Below are 18,055 nucleotides of genomic sequence, written 5' to 3' on the forward strand. Positions count from 1 at the left end.
GTTTGGTTATTGAGTCTTTTGCCACCTAAAAACTGCCGTTTGCAAGCTAGACATTGATACTGTTGTTTGCCTAGCTTGCATCCATTCTTTTTGAGGTGTTTATCACGACAAAAAGGGCAGTTTTTTGATTCATGGCTTTGATTCCTTGCAAATATAGACAGTATATAGCGTTAGACCCTACGCCAGCATGAATAATGTCCATTACACCATGAATGGCTACCTTCTATACACCTGATAGGCTTGGTTAAATCTACCAAGACCGTTATCATAGGGGGATACCAATATTTGATTCAATCATTTGATAATTAATAAGGAGTCCATTATGGCTGAGAGTTTTAATCCCCAAGCCAATACGGTATTTTGCCGCAAATATCAGCAAGAATTACCAAAGATGCCACATCCCCCTTTTCCTAATAAAAAAGGTCAAGAGCTGCAAGAAACGGTCTCTGACAAAGCTTGGAAAGAGTGGCTTGAGCATCAAACCATGCTCATTAACGAAAACCACCTAAGCATGATGGATCCTAAAGCCAAGCAGTTTTTGACCGAGCAACGTGATAAATTTTTAGACAATGAAGATTATGAGCGCGCGCAAGGTTGGACGCCAGAAAGCTAATTTTTTGATTTTCTGCTATAAAAAACGTGCTATATAAATAATATGGCGCGTTTTTTATTGAGATTTTATTGATAGACTAAATGCCTGATAAGCTGAATAGCTGTTTAATCCTTATGCTTGTCTACTGACTCAGCATCAGTATCAGCAACTTGCGTGGCACTAGCTTGACGAGCCGCCATGCGATCATTGGCTTCTTGCACCGCTTTTTCGACCTCAGCATAATCTGAATGCCGCACATCCTGCCCGCTAATATAATTGATAACCAGCTCTGCCACGTTTTGCGCATGATCACCGATACGCTCAAGCGCGCGCAGTACCCACATGATATTCATGACTTTTGAGACGTAGCGCGAGTCTTCCATAATGTAGGTCATCAAGGCGCGAATGGCCGACTGATACTCATCATTGACCACTTTGTCGTTACGCATGACTTCAAAGGCTTGCTCAGCATTCGACTGACTAAAAGCTTCTAGCGCATTGTGTACCATTAACCGAACTTGGTTGCTCAGATGCTGCACTTCCGCATAGCCATATTCAGTCTTACCTTGCGCGATAATTTTGATTGCCATCTGGGCAATTTTTACTGCTTCATCACCGATACGCTCCAAATCGACCACACCCTTGCTAATAGCCATGACCAAACGCAAATCACTAGCAGCGGGCTGACGCTTGGCAACCAGCAATAAAATATGTTCGTCCAAATCGACTTCCATGCGATTGATGTCAAAATCCATATCAATCACTTCTTGTGCCAGCGTCTGGTTTTTATCGGTCAACGCATGGATGGCCTTGGCGACCTGATTGGCCGCGCTGTCACCCATATGCAGAAACAGTCGAATCGCTTCATCAAGATCTTGGTCAAAACTTTTGGAGATATGCTTGTCATTTTGCATAGAACGTATTCCCTGAAATCTAGGTTTTGATGACACCGTATGCCTATTAAATCGCACATGATTTGAGTGCTCAAACCCGAGCTGCCGATATACTTCGGTCAATGCTAAAAACTTCGAATGATTGCTCACAATAAGTACTCATCCTGTTTGCTTGTTATCAGCGTCTTGTTATCAGCGTCTTATTATTAGTGCAGCTTATCTATAGTTAAAATATCCTAAAAACGCGACAATATTGCTGACTCTAAGCGTCGCCCACCTTAATCATCAATGCGCTTAGCCATAACGACCGGTAATATAATCTTCTGTGGCTTTTTGCGCCGGTTTGGTAAATATCTGATCCGTCTCGCCCATCTCAATCATATCGCCCAAATACATATAGACCGTATAGTCCGATACCCTTGCCGCTTGCTGCATGTTATGCGTGACGATAGCGATGGTGTAGTCGTTTTTTAAATCTTCAATCAGGTCTTCGATTGCACCCGTTGAGATAGGATCCAATGCAGAGGTTGGCTCATCAAGCAACAGCACTTCAGGCTTGGTAGCAACACTACGGGCGATACACAGTCGTTGCTGCTGTCCGCCTGATAAAGACAAGCCTGACGCTTTTAGCTTGTCTTTTACTTCTGGCCACAATGCCGATTTTTTTAGCGCCCATTCCACGCGATTATCCAGCTCAGCTTTGCTTAACTTTTCATAAAGTCGCACACCAAAGGCGACGTTATCGTATATCGACATTGGGAATGGCGTTGGCTTTTGAAAGACCATACCGACCTGCGCGCGTAGCAGGTTAACATCGACGTCTTTACCTAAGATATTTTTGCCATCAAGGTTGATACTGCCTTCTGCGTGCATGCCCGGATACAAATCATACATACGGTTAAAAGTACGCAGCAGCGTTGATTTACCACACCCTGAAGGCCCAATAAACGCCGTCACCTTTTTATCCGGAATATCGATGTCGATGTTTTTAAGGGCTTTAAAATCCCCATAATAAAAACTTAAATCTCGAACTTCTAGCTTTGCTGGCGGCATATTCTGCGGAATATCATGCAGGGTTTGCTTATTAAAGCTTGCCACATTTGGCTGAGCCATTTGTGCACTGGTCGATAAAGGGTTGGTTAATAGATTGTCTTCAGTGATATGAGACTTTTTAACCGCCGTTTTTTTAGGCGCTTTATTGATGACATCATTCATAATAGTATCCAACCTGACTTGATATAAATTTAAGTAAAAACCGACGAGGCCTGATTTTTTGGTAGCTGTTATTTACTGTGACCCCGATTGCCAATAAACCGTGCCAAAACATTCAATATCAATACCGACAAGGTAATCAGTAAGGCCGCCGACCATGCCAAGGTATGCCAGTTGTCATAGGGACTCATCGCAAACTGATAAATGGTGTTGGGCAAATTAGCAATAGGTTTACCCATATCGGTACTGAAGTATTGATTATTCAACGCAGTGAATAATAATGGTGCAGTCTCACCGGTAATTCTGGCAAAGGCTAACAATACGCCTGTGGTCAATCCCGCTTTGGCCGCTTTAATCGTAACTTTGGTCACCAGTTGCCACTTTGGTGTACCCAATGCATAGGCCGCTTCACGAATACTATTAGGCACTAAGTTAAGCATGTTTTCTGTGGTGCGTACGACCACAGGGATGACGATTAATGCCAACGCCAACGCGCCTGCCCAACCAGAAAAATTATTGCCTTTGACCATCAGCGCATAAATAAAGAGACCAATCACAATCGAGGGTGCTGATAGCAAAATATCATTTAAAAATCGGGTGACTTTGCCCAGCATACTGCCTTGAGAAAATTCTGATAAATAAATACCGGTCATCAGGCCAATGGGCGCACCGATAAACAGTCCTGAAAATGCCAACATGATTGAGCCGACAATGGCATTGCGTAGACCACCTGCGCTCATCGGTGGTGGGGTATCAGCCGTAAATACTGGCAACTGTACCAATCCTTGAAAACCTTCAACGAACAGGGTCAGTAAAATCCATAATAGCCAAAATAAGCCAAACGCCATCGCCGACAACGCAAAGCCTAGACCAAGCTTATTCAGACGACGACGCTTGTTATAAAGGCTTTTGTTATAACGTGCCTCAAAGCTTGTCTTTACCGGTAATGCGCTAGTAGCATTGATAGCAGGGTTAGGCATAACATTCGTTTCCCATATCTTTTTAGATAGCCTTTTTAGATAATCTTTTTAGACAACATTAATCTCTATCGTGCTGATACAACGTTGGCTTAGCGATTGCCTGCTTTATGATCCATGCGCATGAGCATAAGCTTCGCTATGGACAACACTATAAAAGTAATCACAAATAATATTAAGCCCAGATGCAGCAACGATGCCAGATGTAGCTCACTAGAGGCTTCGGCAAATTCATTGGCCAGCGCTGAGGTAATCGTAACCCCAGAGGTAAACAGGCTTGGACTGATATTAAAGGCATTACCAATCAAGAAAGTCACCGCCATGGTCTCGCCCAATGCGCGGCCCAGTCCTAAAATAACACCACCAACCACACCAGCTTTGGTATACGGCAAAATAATCTTGAACATGACTTCCCAAGTCGTCGCACCCATGCCATAAGCGGATTCTTTTAATAAGTCTGGCACGACGGAAAAAACATCGCGCATGGTGGCAGCGATAAAGGGAATAATCATGATGGCAAGCACCAAGGACGCTGTGAACATACCCAGTCCCATCGGTGCGCCTTCAAACAGTTTACCGATAATCGGTAAAGGGCCGACGTGTTCAATAAACCATGGTTGGATGTGATCGCCAAAAAACGGCGCGAAGACGAACAAGCCCCACATACCATAAATGATAGAGGGGATACCAGCCAATAACTCAATGGCGATACCAAGTGGTTTTTTTAGAAAAGCAGGACACATTTCGGTCAAAAATATGGCAATGCCAAAGCTCACTGGCACGGCTATCAGAATGGCGATAAATGAGGTCACTAAGGTGCCATAGATGGGTGCAAGTGCACCATATTCATTGGCGACCGTATCCCAGTTATTGCTGGTATAAAAACCTAGACCAAACTCTTGAATACTTGGCCAAGCCCCGACAATTAACGACACTAAAATACCACCTAGAGACATCAATACCAGTATGGCAAATGCTTTGGTGGAGTTAACGAATAAAGCATCGTAACGTTTTTGTTTAGCCAGTTGGGACCTTAAGTCTGTCATAAGTGTCTCAGCATTCAATAGGATAAGATTAAAAAATGAGTGTGTTTATCAGGTTTTATCACAACAAACTCAGCAGATATAAGTATCAGAAGCTATAAATATCATTGGCTTTGCGATTAAATTCGCTGTGATAAAACCTTTCAAACAACTACCGGAGAATAGTTGTTTGAAAGGGTAATTCGATCGTTATTAAATAATGACTATCGAATTACTGAGCAGGTTTATAGACAGGCTGTCCATCGCTACCTTTTACGTCGTTCCATTTTGCTTTGAACAAGGCCACTGCCGTGTCAGAGAATGGTACATAGTCTAGTGCCATGGCATCATCATCACCTTGGCTATAAGCCCAGTCAAAGAAGTTCAACACGCCAGCAACTTGCTGAGGATTCTCTGGTTGCTTATGGACTAAGATAAAGGTGGCAGCAGCGATAGGCCATGCTTGGTCAGTCTCAGAGTTGGTGATGACTTTATAAAAGCCTTCTTGCTGTGACCAATCAATATCACCTGCCGCAGCAAAGGTCTCAGCTGATGGTTGCACGATGTTGCCAGCTGCATTTTTCAATGCCGTATGTGACATTTTGTTTTGCTTAGCGTAAGCATACTCAACATAGCCGATAGAGTTTTTCATACGGTTGACGTAGCTTGAAACCCCTTCGTTACCTTTACCGCCTGCACCAGTCGCAGAGGTCGGCCATTTGACTGTTTTATCAACACCAACCGTGTCTTTCCAATCTGGTGAGACTTTGGCCAGATAGTCCGTAAAGTTAAAAGTCGTACCTGAACCGTCTGAGCGGAATACCGTCGTGATTGCCGCATCTGGCAAAGTCAGATCTGGGTTCATGGCTTTGATAGCTGGGTCATTCCATTTACTGATTTTGCCCAAATAGATATCTGCTAAGGTTGTACCGTCTAGCTTCAATGCGCCCGGCTCTATACCATCGATGTTGACGATTGGCACGACGCCACCAATAACGGTTGGAAACTGAATAAGGCCAGACTCTTCAAGCTCTTCAGGCGTCATCGGTGCATCAGAAGCACCAAAGTCAACGGTTTTTGATTGAATTTGTTTGATACCACCAGATGAGCCAATCGATTGATAGTTGACTTGGCCACCAGTGGCAGCGTTATAGTCGTATGACCATTTGGCATAGATAGGCTGCGGGAATGATGCACCTGCACCCGTGATATTCATGGCGATATTTTCAGCAGATTTAAAACCTGTGGTAGCAGAAGAGGCTGTTTGAGAGGTGGTTTCAGCCGTGGTAACAGCGCTACTGCTAGTATCAGCAGTGGGCTCTGCCGTGTCGGTTGATTTATTACATGCCGTGAGCATTAATGTACAACTAACGGCTACTGCTAATAACGAATAACGCATGTAAGGCTCCTAAAGTTTGACAACGATATGAAAAAGGTTTGTTTGTGACATGCGTGCTATCTTGTCAAATCTTTATGACAGTTTGATGACAACCTTTTTAATATTTCAGTCGTGTTAAAAAAGTCTCATTTGAGGACCTGACAGTCAATTAATTTGAGTCACGTTGTTGGGCGATATTAGCCAGCTGCGTTTATAAAGCCATAAAATATAGAGTTGAAACGAGATACGTATAGCCAAATATCATTAGCCGCGCGCGCAGAATTTTGCTAGTATGAAGGGGATTTACAACACTGACAGACTCGGGGTGCGGTGTATTACGAGCTTATTTCATAAGCCTTTTGATACATTCGCTGAGAGATCACCCGCTGAACCTGATGCGGTTAGTACCGACGCAGGGAAGTCTCAAGCCTATGTTATATAAGTACAAAGGGCGCGCAGAAATGCCTTTTTATTATCGCCACTATCTACTAGCATTGTTATGCGGATATAGCGCTTTAATAATCAGTCGCGTCCATCAATCAGCTAAAGATCACTGACTACGTTTAGGTTTGATAGCGCTAGCAGGTTTGTTTTACGATTGAATTTGTCCGTATCATATAGGCCAATCCCCGCAGCTACTGGCGGTGTTGCTTTTATTCAAAAACCAACACGCTAGGACAGCATATGACTACTTCAGATTTACAAACAGCCCAAACCCACATCCCAGCTACTGACGCCCCTCTTACTGCCAATGCTAGTCAAACAACTGACAGTAAAGCGGATAAAAAAGCCGATGCCCTCAAAACCCCTGCTCACCGTACCGCCAATGATGCCCGCTTTGAAGAAGACGCGCGCGACCTACACCGTGTCCTTCCCGCTTCTAGAAAAGTCTATATCGAGGGCTCACGTCCTGACATTCAAGTACCGATGCGCGAAATCACCCTTGACCCTACTCCGATACAAGGCGTGCCTGAAACCGATTGGGAACAAAACCCACCTTTTTATGTTTATGACACTTCTGGCGTTTACACCGATCCTAATGTCGAGATCGATTTGACGAAAGGCTTACCAAAGCTACGCGAAGGCTGGATTGCTGAGCGCGGTGATACCGAACAATTGAACGGATTGTCGAGCTCTTACGGACTGGCGCGCGCCCGCGATATCAGTACCGCCAATCTTAGATTCGCCCATATCGACAAACCACGCCGTGCATTAGCAGGAAAGAACGTCACGCAAATGTACTATGCCCGTCGCGGCATTATTACGCCTGAAATGGAATACATCGCCATTCGTGAAACGCAAAAGCAGCACGAACTGACCGATATGCGCCAACATGATGGCGAGAACTTTGGTGCCAACACGCCAACTATTATTACCCCTGAATTTGTGCGCAGCGAAGTAGCCGCTGGCCGCGCCATTATCCCCAACAACATCAATCACCCTGAGTCCGAGCCAATGATTATCGGCCGTAACTTCTTGGTGAAAATTAATGCCAATATCGGCAACTCAGCGCTCGGCTCATCTATCGACGAAGAAGTGTCAAAAATGACGTGGGCGACGCGCTGGGGCGCGGACAACATCATGGATTTATCTACGGGCAATCATATTCACGAAACCCGCGAATGGCTGATTCGTAACTCGCCCGTGCCGATTGGTACCGTCCCTATTTATCAAGCCTTAGAGAAAGTCGATGGCGTGGCAGAAGACCTCACGTGGGAGATATTCCGCGATACGCTCATCGAGCAAGCCGAACAAGGCGTTGATTACTTCACCATTCACGCCGGCGTACTACTGCGCTACGTGCCGCTGACGGCCAACCGCCTAACAGGTATCGTCTCGCGTGGTGGCTCTATCATGGCGCAGTGGTGCATGTTTCATAATAAAGAGAGCTTTTTATACACGCATTTTGAAGATATATGCGAGATTATGAAACAGTATGATGTGGCATTTAGTTTAGGCGATGGCTTACGTCCGGGCTGCTTGCAAGATGCCAACGACGAAGCACAATTTGGTGAGCTGCGTACCCTTGGCGAGTTGACCCAAGTGGCTTGGAAGCATGACGTACAGGTCATGATTGAAGGTCCCGGTCACGTAGCAATGAACCGTATTAAAGAAAATATGGATTTGCAGCTTGAGGTTTGTGCCGACGCGCCATTTTATACACTAGGACCTCTAACTACTGATATCGCACCCGGTTATGACCATATCACGAGCGCCATTGGTGCTGCTATGATCGGCTGGTTTGGCACCGCAATGCTGTGCTATGTGACGCCAAAAGAGCATTTAGGTCTGCCTAATAAAAAAGATGTTAAAGACGGTATCATCACTTATAAAATCGCGGCGCACGCGGCTGACCTTGCCAAAGGCCATCCGGGTGCACAATCTCGTGATAATGCCTTGTCCAAAGCGCGTTTTGAATTCCGCTGGGATGATCAGTTTAATCTGGCGCTCGACCCTGATACCGCCCGTGAATATCATGACGAGACGCTACCAAAAGACGCGCACAAATCTGCCCACTTCTGCTCGATGTGTGGACCTAAATTTTGCTCGATGAAAATCACTCAAAATGTGCGAGATTATGCCGCTGGACTAGATAAGGCTGCCGCAAATAAAAAAGTAACCCCACAAACCGGCGACCTAACTGGGGCTGGTCATCTGTTCAAAGAGGTAGATACTGAGCTGGTCGGGCAAGTTGGTGAAGCCAGTGCCGAGGAAGTGAGCCAAGGTATGGCAGAGATGACCGACAAATATAATAGTGAAGGACGCAAATTATATAAAGAAGTTTGATTGTTTAATATTTAATGCTTAAGCTTAAATCTAGTCGCTAGGTTTAAGCTTTTTTTACGTTTATTTTTGAGTCTCGTGGAAAAACTCGTTTGAAGTAAGAGTCGCACAGTTTCATAATGAGTAAATAAAAAGGCAAAACCAGTGGATAGCCAAAGACAATAATAAAAATTGTATATCCATGATACCTGCTGGCATGCTCGCCTAGTAACCAGTCTATAAAGTAAATTTTATAGAAAACTATTATCAATGCTATGAGAGGCACAATGAACACTCCCGACCAAAGGATTGCTTTTGCTTGTTTAGAGTGCTTTTTGTGACTCGAACGCAACGATCTATAATGCATAAAACCAAATAACATTATTGATACTAAAAACACTACTCTTCCATCTAAATCAATCAGCCATTGAGCCAAAGAACTTGGTGGCTGTCGGTAAGATATCTCAAGAACATCTTGAGGCAGATGATCAAAGACCCACTTCGAATCTGCTTTTATCATCCCACTTAAAGGTTCGCCAAGATTAGTCTTCAAGTATTTCGATTCATCAGCAATCTTTAGAGTAACGGTCAGGTCACCAAAGCTTTTCCAAGTTTTGGCAGGTTTTAATGAATAGCTATAGATATATTGATTGGTCCAATCACTACGGTTTACTGTAGGATAGGCAGAATATTTAACATTAATGACATGATTGCCTTCGCTTAAGTTTATCTCAAAGTATTTAGCGTCATTATGGAACTGTACGGCCGTATCCGTTTCTGGATCATGATAAGCGGGCAATGATTTTGAATGACTTTTATAATCATAATTGATAAGTACTGGTACCGCTTGCCCATCGACTTCGACTATAAAGCTTTTGTCTGCATCATTACCTATGCTATCGAACACCTCAAAAACCAAAGGTATTCGATCGCCTTTTTTAGCGCTATAAATTTCGTAAGTGACATCATAGTCAGCTTGATTAAAACCTTCAGCAATATTGATATCTATGTTTTCAGACAATATATCGATATCTTTGCTTGAATATGCCGTACTGGCATTAGTACCGTCGATAATGGGAGACGCCATATTGGCATAGCTAAACATACTGTGGCTTAATAAAAGCAATCCTAAAATGGTCCTACGCATTAATATTCTCTCAAATGGCTCGTCAGCTAGCTGTTCGCGAATCACAAAGCTATTTACAGCCTTCAACTATAATTACTTTACTGTTTTAGTAACCGTCTGTTTAACCATCATAAAAACCACAAAACTAATTATCAAATAAATAGGTGTTATTACTATATAGCCTAACGGCAAAACCCATATAAAGAACAAATCGCGACTTTCTCCTGTTGCGCCTTGACCAATGATCATATCTGTCACCAGTAGATAGAGGTAATAAATTATCAGGCTAAGCAGAGGCACTAGAAAACCACCCACCAGCATGACTGTCCAAAGGGTTTCGGGCTGGGCTTGCTGTCTACGTTTCATCATACGTAAATGCAGTCCACCCAATACAAATAGCGCGAAACTTATAGTTATGAATGGCGAAACAGCCGTCAAAACTTTTGCCACAGGATTCAGAGGTGCTTGAATAATAAAATCAATCTCTTTCGCAAGATTATCGTTGAAATGCCATTGGTTATTAGAAGGTAAAGTATTCTTCGTGCCATCGATATCCATACTGATATAGTCTAAACCACCATTGAAATTTAGCTTAATAAATGACCCTTTAAACTGCTTATCATCACTGACGCTCTCATTCATCGGCACTAACGAATAAGAGTAAGTGCTTATCCCAGTCCAATCACTGCCATAATAATGCGGCTGGACGTCATAAGTAGCTGTAATAGTATGCAACCCTGACGACAAATCCAGGTTGATATACTTTGAATCTGCTCTGAATTGCTCTAAACCAGTATTGGTTGGCATATAGAAATCAGATGTCTCAAGCCCGTTATTATCTTCAGTAACCGTTACGACAGGCACTGATTGACCATCGACAGTAATTTCGAACTCATTACTTTGTCCAAATTCATCGAATACTTCAAAAACCAATGGGAATTGAAGCCCTTCACGATTGTTATACAGCTTATAGCTCACTGTATAACCAGCATTATTAGCATCATCTGTAATATCGATATTAACTGTCTCTGATATAACATCGATGGCATTATTAAAATAAGCAGCGCTTGCCCAAGTACCTGAATAGCCTACAGGCTCCATAGATTGACTAGAAACACTCCAACTTAATAAAAACAATCCTAAAGTAATAAAGCGAAACACAACCTCTCCAAAAACCATGAAAACAAACACAAGTTTAATAAATATCTACTGTGAATGCCATTAAAAAAATCCCAGCAAACCTAAAGTCAGCTGGGATTCAAAATCAATTATAAAGGTTGAAGGCTTTAAACCTTCGACGCCTCATAGATTTCTTCGATTGAGTTATTAATCGTTTCAGAAAATGCTTCATCACTTTGCTGCTTACTCAACCCTTCAGTAAAGGCACGGGAGAAACTGGCAATCATACCTGGGTTTTGCTTAAGCTTAGCACACGCAGCACTACGGCTGTAACCGCCCGACAATGCCACAACTTTTAGCACTTTTGGGTGATCAACCAGCTCTTGGTAAAAGCCTTCTTTCTCTGGCAAGGTCAGTTTCAGCATTACTTGATGACCATCGTCTAAAAAATCAAGATTGTGCAAAAGACTGGTTTTAAGTATCAGCTCACAGTCATGTTTTTTAGCGCTGTCAATATTCACTTCTGGCTCGACAATAGGCATGAAGCCTTTTGAAAGAATCTGCTTGGCCACATCAAACTGCTGCTGTACGACCAGCTCGATACCATCGACATTGGGCTCATAAATCACTGAGCGCATCTTAGTACCAAATACCGGATAGTTTTTGGCCTTGTCCAATAGTGCATCTAAATCAGGTATCGGGCGCATGACTTGCACACCATTCATTTGCTCAGCCAGACCTTTATCAACCTTAAGGAACGGTACGATGTTTTTATCTTCCCACAGATAGTTGGCCGTCGACTTACCCTCAACCTCACGCTCCATGGTATCTTCGAATAGAATTGCCCCAAGCACGCGCTCGCTATCAAAGGTTTCACAAGTGATGATACGGGCTCGCATCTCATGTACGAGATCGAACATGGTGTCATCATTGTCATAATCGTCGCTGCTCACGCCATAATTTTCGAGTGCTTTTGGCGTACTGCCTCCACTTTGGTCAAGCGCCGCGATGAAGCCTGAACCATTTTTTATGCGTTGTAATTGCTTTTCGTATTCCATTGGGCGTGCATCCTATTTTTATTCGTTGAGGTCAAATGTCTCAAAGCAAAGCGCTTTTTGTCAGCTTATATCAGTCTTGCTATTTTTAGATAACCTTATCATAGGATGCCCGGCATGCCTATATCTGATAAGTTAACAATTTTATAAATCGCAACGATATGGATGAATTTAGGCTAAACGGTTATGCTAAAAACAGTACTGCCACACAACCAACCGCCAATAATAGCCCTATTATATTAATGCGATTGAGCCGCTCTTTAAATACGCCAACACCTATCATAGTTGCCACTGCGATGACACCCACATTCATACCAGTAAACACAATGCTTGGTGACTCAGACAATACTTGATGTGCCCGTACATAAGCGTAAATATTACCCATATTCAGCGCACCCAGCAGTACTCCTGCCATGAGTGCATTGCCCTGCCAGCGCACCCGCGTGATCAGCAAATAAATAAACAGTAACAGCCCTGCCAGCCCAAAACTGACAAATAACGTCAGTGGAAAGGCAGACCCTTGCTTGGCCACTTGCTTGAATAGAATATCGATAATGCCGTAGCCTGCCCAGACGCCAAGTAACCAAAGCGGCGTTTGGCGAGCTTGTTTAGTTATGCCGCCCGCTTGAGGACGATACACCAAAGCACCTAGTGCCAAAAAGCCTAATACCAAACCAAATATACGCGTACCTGTCAGTACCTCACCGAATAATAAAAAGGCAGCAACGATAGGAATAATCAATGATAAACGCTGAGCGGCATCGGTTGCCACCATACCAACCGCAGCAATCGCGCGCCCAAGAATGATAAACACCGCAGGCAGTAGCACGCCAAGCGCTATGATAATCCCCCACGCGCTTCCTAACAGACTAAGTCCGCTGATGTCTGGCTTCAATAAAAACCATGTCAATAAAAAAGCCACTGGATAACCAGCGACGATAGTCTGGCGAATATCGATATCTCGTTGACGTAATGTTTTCAAGAGTACTGAAACGGCGACACTGCATAGTACCGCGATGGTTAAATACAGCATGAACGTCTACCTTTTAAGTCGCAGTTTTATGTGTTTATTATTTATCCAAGGCGTGTCCTCATTTTTAAAATGGAGATAAAAATGAGATGAATGACAGCCAAATAGAAAATAAGCACTAGAATGTAACAAAATATTTTTTATACAGCAATGTATTTATGAGAGTTGAGCCAATCAGTAATAAACGAGTACAGCCACTGATTGTCAATTTACAATTAGCATGCAGGCGTGATTACGAAGTTTTGTTAAAATAGCAGCATTTCCCATTCACTCAAATACACGTTTAAGATAATGCCTACCGGTATCTGTCTTAGCGTATTGCTATTGACGCTCTTCCCTTGCCTATGAATGCTCTATTTCGATTTTTTGAAAACCGTCTACCGGCCTTTCCTGATACGCCTATGCCATTGCCCTCACCTCGCGAAGGGCTGATGAAGTTTTTGTGGGCATGTACCAAAGGCTTACGTATCTGGCTGCTATTCTTTATGATTTTGTCCGCAGGTATCGGTATCTATGAGGCGATGCTGTTTGCATGGATTGGCAACATTGTTGACTGGTTAGGGGTGTATACACCGCAAACACTATGGACTGAAAAAGGCGATACGCTCCTTTTGATGCTAGCGGTCATGCTCCTGAGCCCGTTTTGGATTGCCTTATCGTCGTTCATTCATTTTCAGTCGATTCAAGGTGTGTTCCCGATGCAGATGCGCTGGCGTTTTCATCAGCACATGCTTGGGCAGTCAATGCAGTTTTATCAAGATGAATTCTCTGGTCGTGTGTCAGCCAAGGTAATGCAAACGGCGCTGGCCGTACGCGATACGGTGATGACAGTCACTGACATGTTTATGTATGTCATTGTCTACTTTATTACGACTGGGGTTATCTTATTCAATTTAGACAGCTTATTGCTCATACCTTTTGTTATCTGGTTCGTACTGGTTGGCTTTACCTTACGTTTCTTTATTCCCAAGCTTAAACGGACCTCTATCATACAGGCTGATGCCCGCGCATTGATGGTTGGCCGTATCACTGATGCTTACGCCAATATCATGACGGTAAAGCTGTTCAGCCATTCGCGCCGTGAGCTGGGCTATGCCAAAAACGCCATGGGTCAGTTTTTAGGTACGGTTCATGCGCAGATGCGCTGGGTCAGTTATTTAGAGATATCCACCCATCTCATCAGTGTCATCTTAGTAAGTAGTACGGCTGGGATTGGTCTTTATTTATGGCAGCAAGGCGATATTGGCGTCGGTGCTATTGCCGCAGCAACGGCGATGGCATTACGACTCAATGGGTTGACGCAGTGGATTATGTGGCAAACTGCTAGCCTGTTTGAAAGCATCGGTACTGCCCAAGACGGTATGCGTACTTTGTCAGCACCGCAAACGATTGTGGATGTTTCAAATGCACCTGAGCTAAAAGTGACTGATGGTCACATTGTCTTTGACCATGTTGATTTCAGTTATGAAAGTGAAAATGGTGATAACGAAGGCGAGCGTATTGATGAAGTGAGTACTGCGGGAACGGCGATTGCCTCTTCACAAATCAAACTGCTCGATAACTTTCATTTAGATATCAAACCTGGGGAAAAGATTGGTTTGGTTGGACGCTCAGGTGCGGGTAAATCAACCTTAGTGAATTTATTATTGCGCTTCTTTGACGTTGATAAAGGTAAAATCTACATCGATGGACAAGCGATTGATGAAGTCACTCAAGAGTCTCTGCGTCAACAGATCGGTATGGTGACGCAAGATACCTCATTGCTCCATCGCACCGTTCGTGAAAACATCGCTTATGGTCGCCCTGATGCCAGCGATGCAGAAATCATCCGTGCCACTAAGCAAGCACAAGCATGGGAATTTATCAAAGATTTGTATGACGATAAAGGCAATACGGGTTTGGATACGCAAGTTGGTGAACGGGGCGTCAAACTCTCTGGCGGTCAGCGCCAGCGTATTGCCATCTCACGTGTTATGCTAAAAAATGCGCCGATTCTACTCTTGGATGAGGCGACCAGTGCGCTAGACTCTGAGATTGAGTTTGCCATTACCGAAAGCTTGAACGATATCATGACGGGCAAAACGGTGATTGCTATTGCTCATCGTCTCTCTACGATTGCCGCGCTTGACAGACTGGTAGTCATGGATAAAGGTCAAATCATTGAGCAAGGCAGTCACGAAGAGCTACTGGCATTGGATGGCGTCTATGCGGGGCTTTGGCAGCGTCAAAGCGGTGGTTTCTTAGGAGAAGAGAGCTAAAATTGGTACCACCTTAAATCTCACAATAAACTGTAGCTTGAAAACTAAACTTAAAATTGAAAAATGGTCATACAGGGAAGTACGAGTGTTATGGAACAATTTGCTAAAAGTATCACGCTAAATAAAAAACGCGCCTGTTACTACGATTTACACTCATTGGCTGAATCGACCCATGATAATGCTAAACGAGCCAAAGCGCATTTCTATGGCGGTAATGGTTTTACGGTCGGTAATTATCAGCCCTTATTAACCGAGCTGGCTGCTGGTTTTGATATCAGCGCGCTGGCGATGCGTGGCTATTGGTATGACAAGCCAAAAGCTCGGGTACTAACCCGTGAGCAAGATGCTGACCTGCTTATTAAGTTTTTAGAGCAAACGCAAGATAGTCCTGTTGTGGGCATAGGTCATTCGCAGGGCGCTACTGCGACGGCTATGGCAGCGGCCAAACGTCCTGATCTATTCTCTGCGTTGTACTTGATAGAGCCCGTCACTTTTACCAAATCACAGGCGCTGCTCTATAAGCTGATACCTCGCCGCGTGAAGCTTAAGCGTCAACCTTTCAAAAGCGCGTTAACTAAGCAAAAAGTTTGGGCAAATATAGATGAGTTTTATGACAGCCTACGAGAAAAAAGCGCTTATCGACGCATCTCTGATGAGCACTTATACCTCTTTGCCGAGCAAAGCTTAGTACAGCAAAACGATGGCCGTTATGCATTTATCTTCACTCCCGAGCAAGAGATAGCGAATTATTTCGGTATCCCTTATATAGACGGTGCGCTAAAGAAGCTGGCAAAAACCACGGTGCCTTACCAACTCATCATCGGTAAGCCCACTATCTTTATCAATGATAAAGTCCGCGATAATTGGCGAAAATTTGTACCCACTGACCAGCTTAACATCATGCCTGAGAACGGACATTTATTACCTATAGAAGCACCGGAACAATGCGCCACTGTTATCTTACAGAATTTTAATCGTTAAGTTTTGAGCTTATGACTGATTTATTTACCCCTAGTCCCACTGACAATATACTACCCTATGATGGTCGGGCGAATGACTTGGGTATCGTCATTGATAATAGCCATGAGCTTTATGACATATTATTGAGTGAACTGCCTTGGCAGGCTGACATTGTCACGTTGTTTGGTAAGACCCACGTCACCACGCGCCAAATCGTTTGGATGGGTGGAGATAGCAGCAGCTATCATTACTCAGGACATGCCCGTCAAAGCATTCCATGGTCAGAAACCGTGTTTCACGTGAAACAACATGTTGAGCAACAGCTAGCAAATATTGGGATTACCGCTAATTTTAATTCTTGCCTATTGAATTATTACCCCTCAGGTAGTGACGGTATGGGCTATCATGCTGATGACGAAAAAGAATTGGGCTATCAACCTATTATCGCTGCCTTATCGCTCGGTGCCACGCGCAAATTTGTTTTTAAACATAAAAAAACTCAAGATAAAGTCGAGCTTTACCTTGAGTCTGGTCATCTTATCGTTATGCATGGCGATACTCAGACCTACTGGAAACACACTATCACCAAGACTAAAACTGTCAACACTGGACGCATTAGTCTCACGTTTCGACAGATGCTGCCAGATTAGTCTACTTTTAAAACTATCTTGCCAAAGGTATCGCCTTTTTGTAGCTCAGTATGCGCGGCAACGACCTCAGAGAGCGAATAGGTCTGCTGAATATGTAATTTAAGCTTGCCAGTCGCCAATTGTTCTAACACTCTCGCCATATCCTGCCCACTACGCTGGGCTTTATAACCTGCCACGTTTAGGCTTTTTTGACTGCCAGCATCGACGAGCTTATCAACCCAAATCGTTGGTAACACATTGACGCGTGCACCAGATTTGAGTACATCGAGTGCGCGTACCCCAGCATCCCCGCCGACCAAGTCTAGCAATACATCGGCTTGCAAATCAGGAAATGCCTCTTCTTTGGTATAGTCAATCCAGCCGGTCAGCTTGCTTTTATCTATCAAAGTATCAAGCTTGGTATACTTTTCTGCTGAGCAGATGACGGTGACGTTAATATTGTCCTCGTCGACCTTGTCCATTAATAACTGAATGACCAGCTGACCAACCCCACCAGCGGGCGCATTCATGACCACATGCTCGCCTTTTTTGATATCAGCGAACTCAACAAATTGTAGCGCCGTTTGACCGACACAAGGGAGTGCACCTGCCTGTTCTAATGTGACGCCCTCTGGCACTTTGGCTAGCAACTTGCCATCGACTGCTACGTACTCTGCATAGCAACCCCCATCAAAAGTCAGAGCGGCAACTTTATCACCAACGGCAAACTGCTCGTTATTGCTTTTGACGATAGTGCCGGCTACATCAAAACCTAAAATCGCTGGCTGATCATGATCAAACTTATCTTTTTGAATATTATCAGCGCCCCAACCTTTACCTTGACGGGTTTTATAGTCAACAGGATTGATGCCGGCGTAGGCAACTTTTACCAAGACTTGCTCATCCGCCAAAGCTGGAATGGCGACACCGTCCTCATAGTTCATAACGTCAGGTTCACCAAACTCACGAATGAGTACCGCATGTTGAGTGGTTGGTATTTGAGTATTAGACATGGTTTATCATCCTTGTATGCTGCTATTG

The 18,055-nt window shown here is 43.9% G+C and carries 15 protein-coding genes and 1 riboswitch; of the genes, 5 read left to right on the forward strand and 10 right to left on the reverse strand.

Annotated elements, in window-relative coordinates; all coding sequences use genetic code 11:
- Positions 1–322 precede the first annotated feature (322 nt).
- Positions 323–613: an oxidative damage protection protein gene (locus AAEY79_RS04200; protein ID WP_025652557.1), complete on the forward strand. Its 291-nt coding sequence runs from the start codon at positions 323–325 to the stop codon at positions 611–613.
- Between the two features lie 104 nt (positions 614–717).
- Here the strand turns inward: AAEY79_RS04200 and phoU are convergent, their stop codons facing one another.
- The 5 genes from phoU to pstS all read right to left on the reverse strand — a co-directional run bounded on the left by phoU (position 718) and on the right by pstS (position 6,095).
- Entirely contained in the window at positions 718–1,506 is a 789-nt protein-coding gene (gene phoU, locus AAEY79_RS04205) for a phosphate signaling complex protein PhoU (RefSeq protein WP_025652558.1), read from the reverse strand.
- 273 nt (positions 1,507–1,779) lie between these two features.
- Positions 1,780–2,712 (reverse strand): phosphate ABC transporter ATP-binding protein PstB, encoded by a 933-nt coding sequence (pstB, locus tag AAEY79_RS04210; protein ID WP_407074171.1) that lies wholly within the window; start codon positions 2,710–2,712, stop codon positions 1,780–1,782.
- 56 nt (positions 2,713–2,768) lie between these two features.
- Positions 2,769–3,677, reverse strand: a complete 909-nt coding sequence (pstA, locus tag AAEY79_RS04215; RefSeq protein ID WP_173240248.1) for a phosphate ABC transporter permease PstA — start codon at positions 3,675–3,677, stop codon at positions 2,769–2,771.
- Positions 3,678–3,766: 89 nt separating this feature from the next.
- Positions 3,767–4,720, reverse strand: coding sequence for a phosphate ABC transporter permease subunit PstC (gene pstC, locus AAEY79_RS04220; protein ID WP_010200767.1), 954 nt, complete (start codon positions 4,718–4,720; stop codon positions 3,767–3,769).
- Positions 4,721–4,928: 208 nt separating this feature from the next.
- On the reverse strand, positions 4,929–6,095 hold the full coding sequence (gene pstS / locus AAEY79_RS04225) for a phosphate ABC transporter substrate-binding protein PstS (protein WP_173240249.1): 1,167 nt from the start codon (positions 6,093–6,095) through the stop codon (positions 4,929–4,931).
- A 290-nt stretch (positions 6,096–6,385) separates the two neighbouring features.
- A riboswitch (TPP riboswitch) is annotated at positions 6,386–6,510 on the forward strand.
- 248 nt (positions 6,511–6,758) lie between these two features.
- Between pstS and thiC the strand changes: the two genes are divergently transcribed.
- The gene (gene thiC, locus AAEY79_RS04230; protein WP_352287394.1) at positions 6,759–8,861 is read left to right on the forward strand and encodes a phosphomethylpyrimidine synthase ThiC; all 2,103 of its coding nucleotides are present in this window, start codon (positions 6,759–6,761) and stop codon (positions 8,859–8,861) included.
- A 43-nt stretch (positions 8,862–8,904) separates the two neighbouring features.
- On the opposite strand, the gene AAEY79_RS04235 is transcribed toward thiC, so the two are convergent.
- From AAEY79_RS04235 to AAEY79_RS04250, 4 genes are all read right to left on the reverse strand, one after another.
- Positions 8,905–10,050: a hypothetical protein gene (locus AAEY79_RS04235; RefSeq protein WP_352287397.1), complete on the reverse strand. Its 1,146-nt coding sequence runs from the start codon at positions 10,048–10,050 to the stop codon at positions 8,905–8,907.
- Between the two features lie 6 nt (positions 10,051–10,056).
- A complete protein-coding gene (locus tag AAEY79_RS04240) occupies positions 10,057–11,124 on the reverse strand; it encodes a hypothetical protein (RefSeq protein WP_156915648.1) in 1,068 nt (355 codons plus the stop codon).
- Between the two features lie 125 nt (positions 11,125–11,249).
- Positions 11,250–12,140, reverse strand: a complete 891-nt coding sequence (locus tag AAEY79_RS04245; protein WP_025652566.1) for a fructose bisphosphate aldolase — start codon at positions 12,138–12,140, stop codon at positions 11,250–11,252.
- A gap of 181 nt (positions 12,141–12,321) precedes the next feature.
- Positions 12,322–13,170, reverse strand: coding sequence for a DMT family transporter (locus tag AAEY79_RS04250; RefSeq protein WP_025652567.1), 849 nt, complete (start codon positions 13,168–13,170; stop codon positions 12,322–12,324).
- 341 nt (positions 13,171–13,511) lie between these two features.
- Between AAEY79_RS04250 and AAEY79_RS04255 the strand changes: the two genes are divergently transcribed.
- The 3 genes from AAEY79_RS04255 (at position 13,512) to AAEY79_RS04265 (ending at position 17,035) form a co-directional block, all read left to right on the forward strand.
- Positions 13,512–15,425 (forward strand): ABC transporter ATP-binding protein, encoded by a 1,914-nt coding sequence (locus AAEY79_RS04255; RefSeq protein ID WP_101211181.1) that lies wholly within the window; start codon positions 13,512–13,514, stop codon positions 15,423–15,425.
- Between the two features lie 90 nt (positions 15,426–15,515).
- Entirely contained in the window at positions 15,516–16,406 is an 891-nt protein-coding gene (locus tag AAEY79_RS04260) for an alpha/beta fold hydrolase (RefSeq protein ID WP_201566999.1), read from the forward strand.
- Positions 16,407–16,417: 11 nt separating this feature from the next.
- Complete coding sequence (locus AAEY79_RS04265; protein WP_201566997.1) at positions 16,418–17,035, forward strand: alpha-ketoglutarate-dependent dioxygenase AlkB; 618 nt, start codon at positions 16,418–16,420, stop codon at positions 17,033–17,035.
- On the opposite strand, the gene AAEY79_RS04270 is transcribed toward AAEY79_RS04265, so the two are convergent.
- Positions 17,032–18,027 carry an NADP-dependent oxidoreductase gene (locus tag AAEY79_RS04270; protein WP_025652571.1) on the reverse strand — a complete coding sequence of 332 codons (996 nt, stop codon included), beginning with the start codon at positions 18,025–18,027 and terminating at the stop codon, positions 17,032–17,034. The two genes, AAEY79_RS04265 and AAEY79_RS04270, sit on opposite strands and share 4 nt — an antisense overlap.
- Between the last annotated feature and the right edge of the window lie 28 nt (positions 18,028–18,055).

The organism is Psychrobacter sp. GW64-MNA-CIBAN-0177 (assembly GCF_040309585.1).
In the GTDB taxonomy this organism is placed as follows: Bacteria; Pseudomonadota; Gammaproteobacteria; order Pseudomonadales; family Moraxellaceae; genus Psychrobacter; species Psychrobacter okhotskensis.

Coding starts and splice junctions, on each gene's coding strand:
- AAEY79_RS04200 (WP_025652557.1), top strand. CDS start 323: ATGGCTGAGAGTTTTAATCCCCAAGCCAATACGGTATTTTGCCGCAAA.
- phoU (WP_025652558.1), bottom strand. CDS start 1,506: ATGCAAAATGACAAGCATATCTCCAAAAGTTTTGACCAAGATCTTGAT.
- pstA (WP_173240248.1), bottom strand. CDS start 3,677: ATGCCTAACCCTGCTATCAATGCTACTAGCGCATTACCGGTAAAGACA.
- pstC (WP_010200767.1), bottom strand. CDS start 4,720: ATGACAGACTTAAGGTCCCAACTGGCTAAACAAAAACGTTACGATGCT.
- pstS (WP_173240249.1), bottom strand. CDS start 6,095: ATGCGTTATTCGTTATTAGCAGTAGCCGTTAGTTGTACATTAATGCTC.
- thiC (WP_352287394.1), top strand. CDS start 6,759: ATGACTACTTCAGATTTACAAACAGCCCAAACCCACATCCCAGCTACT.
- AAEY79_RS04245 (WP_025652566.1), bottom strand. CDS start 12,140: ATGGAATACGAAAAGCAATTACAACGCATAAAAAATGGTTCAGGCTTC.
- AAEY79_RS04250 (WP_025652567.1), bottom strand. CDS start 13,170: ATGCTGTATTTAACCATCGCGGTACTATGCAGTGTCGCCGTTTCAGTA.
- AAEY79_RS04255 (WP_101211181.1), top strand. CDS start 13,512: ATGAATGCTCTATTTCGATTTTTTGAAAACCGTCTACCGGCCTTTCCT.
- AAEY79_RS04260 (WP_201566999.1), top strand. CDS start 15,516: ATGGAACAATTTGCTAAAAGTATCACGCTAAATAAAAAACGCGCCTGT.
- AAEY79_RS04265 (WP_201566997.1), top strand. CDS start 16,418: ATGACTGATTTATTTACCCCTAGTCCCACTGACAATATACTACCCTAT.
- AAEY79_RS04270 (WP_025652571.1), bottom strand. CDS start 18,027: ATGTCTAATACTCAAATACCAACCACTCAACATGCGGTACTCATTCGT.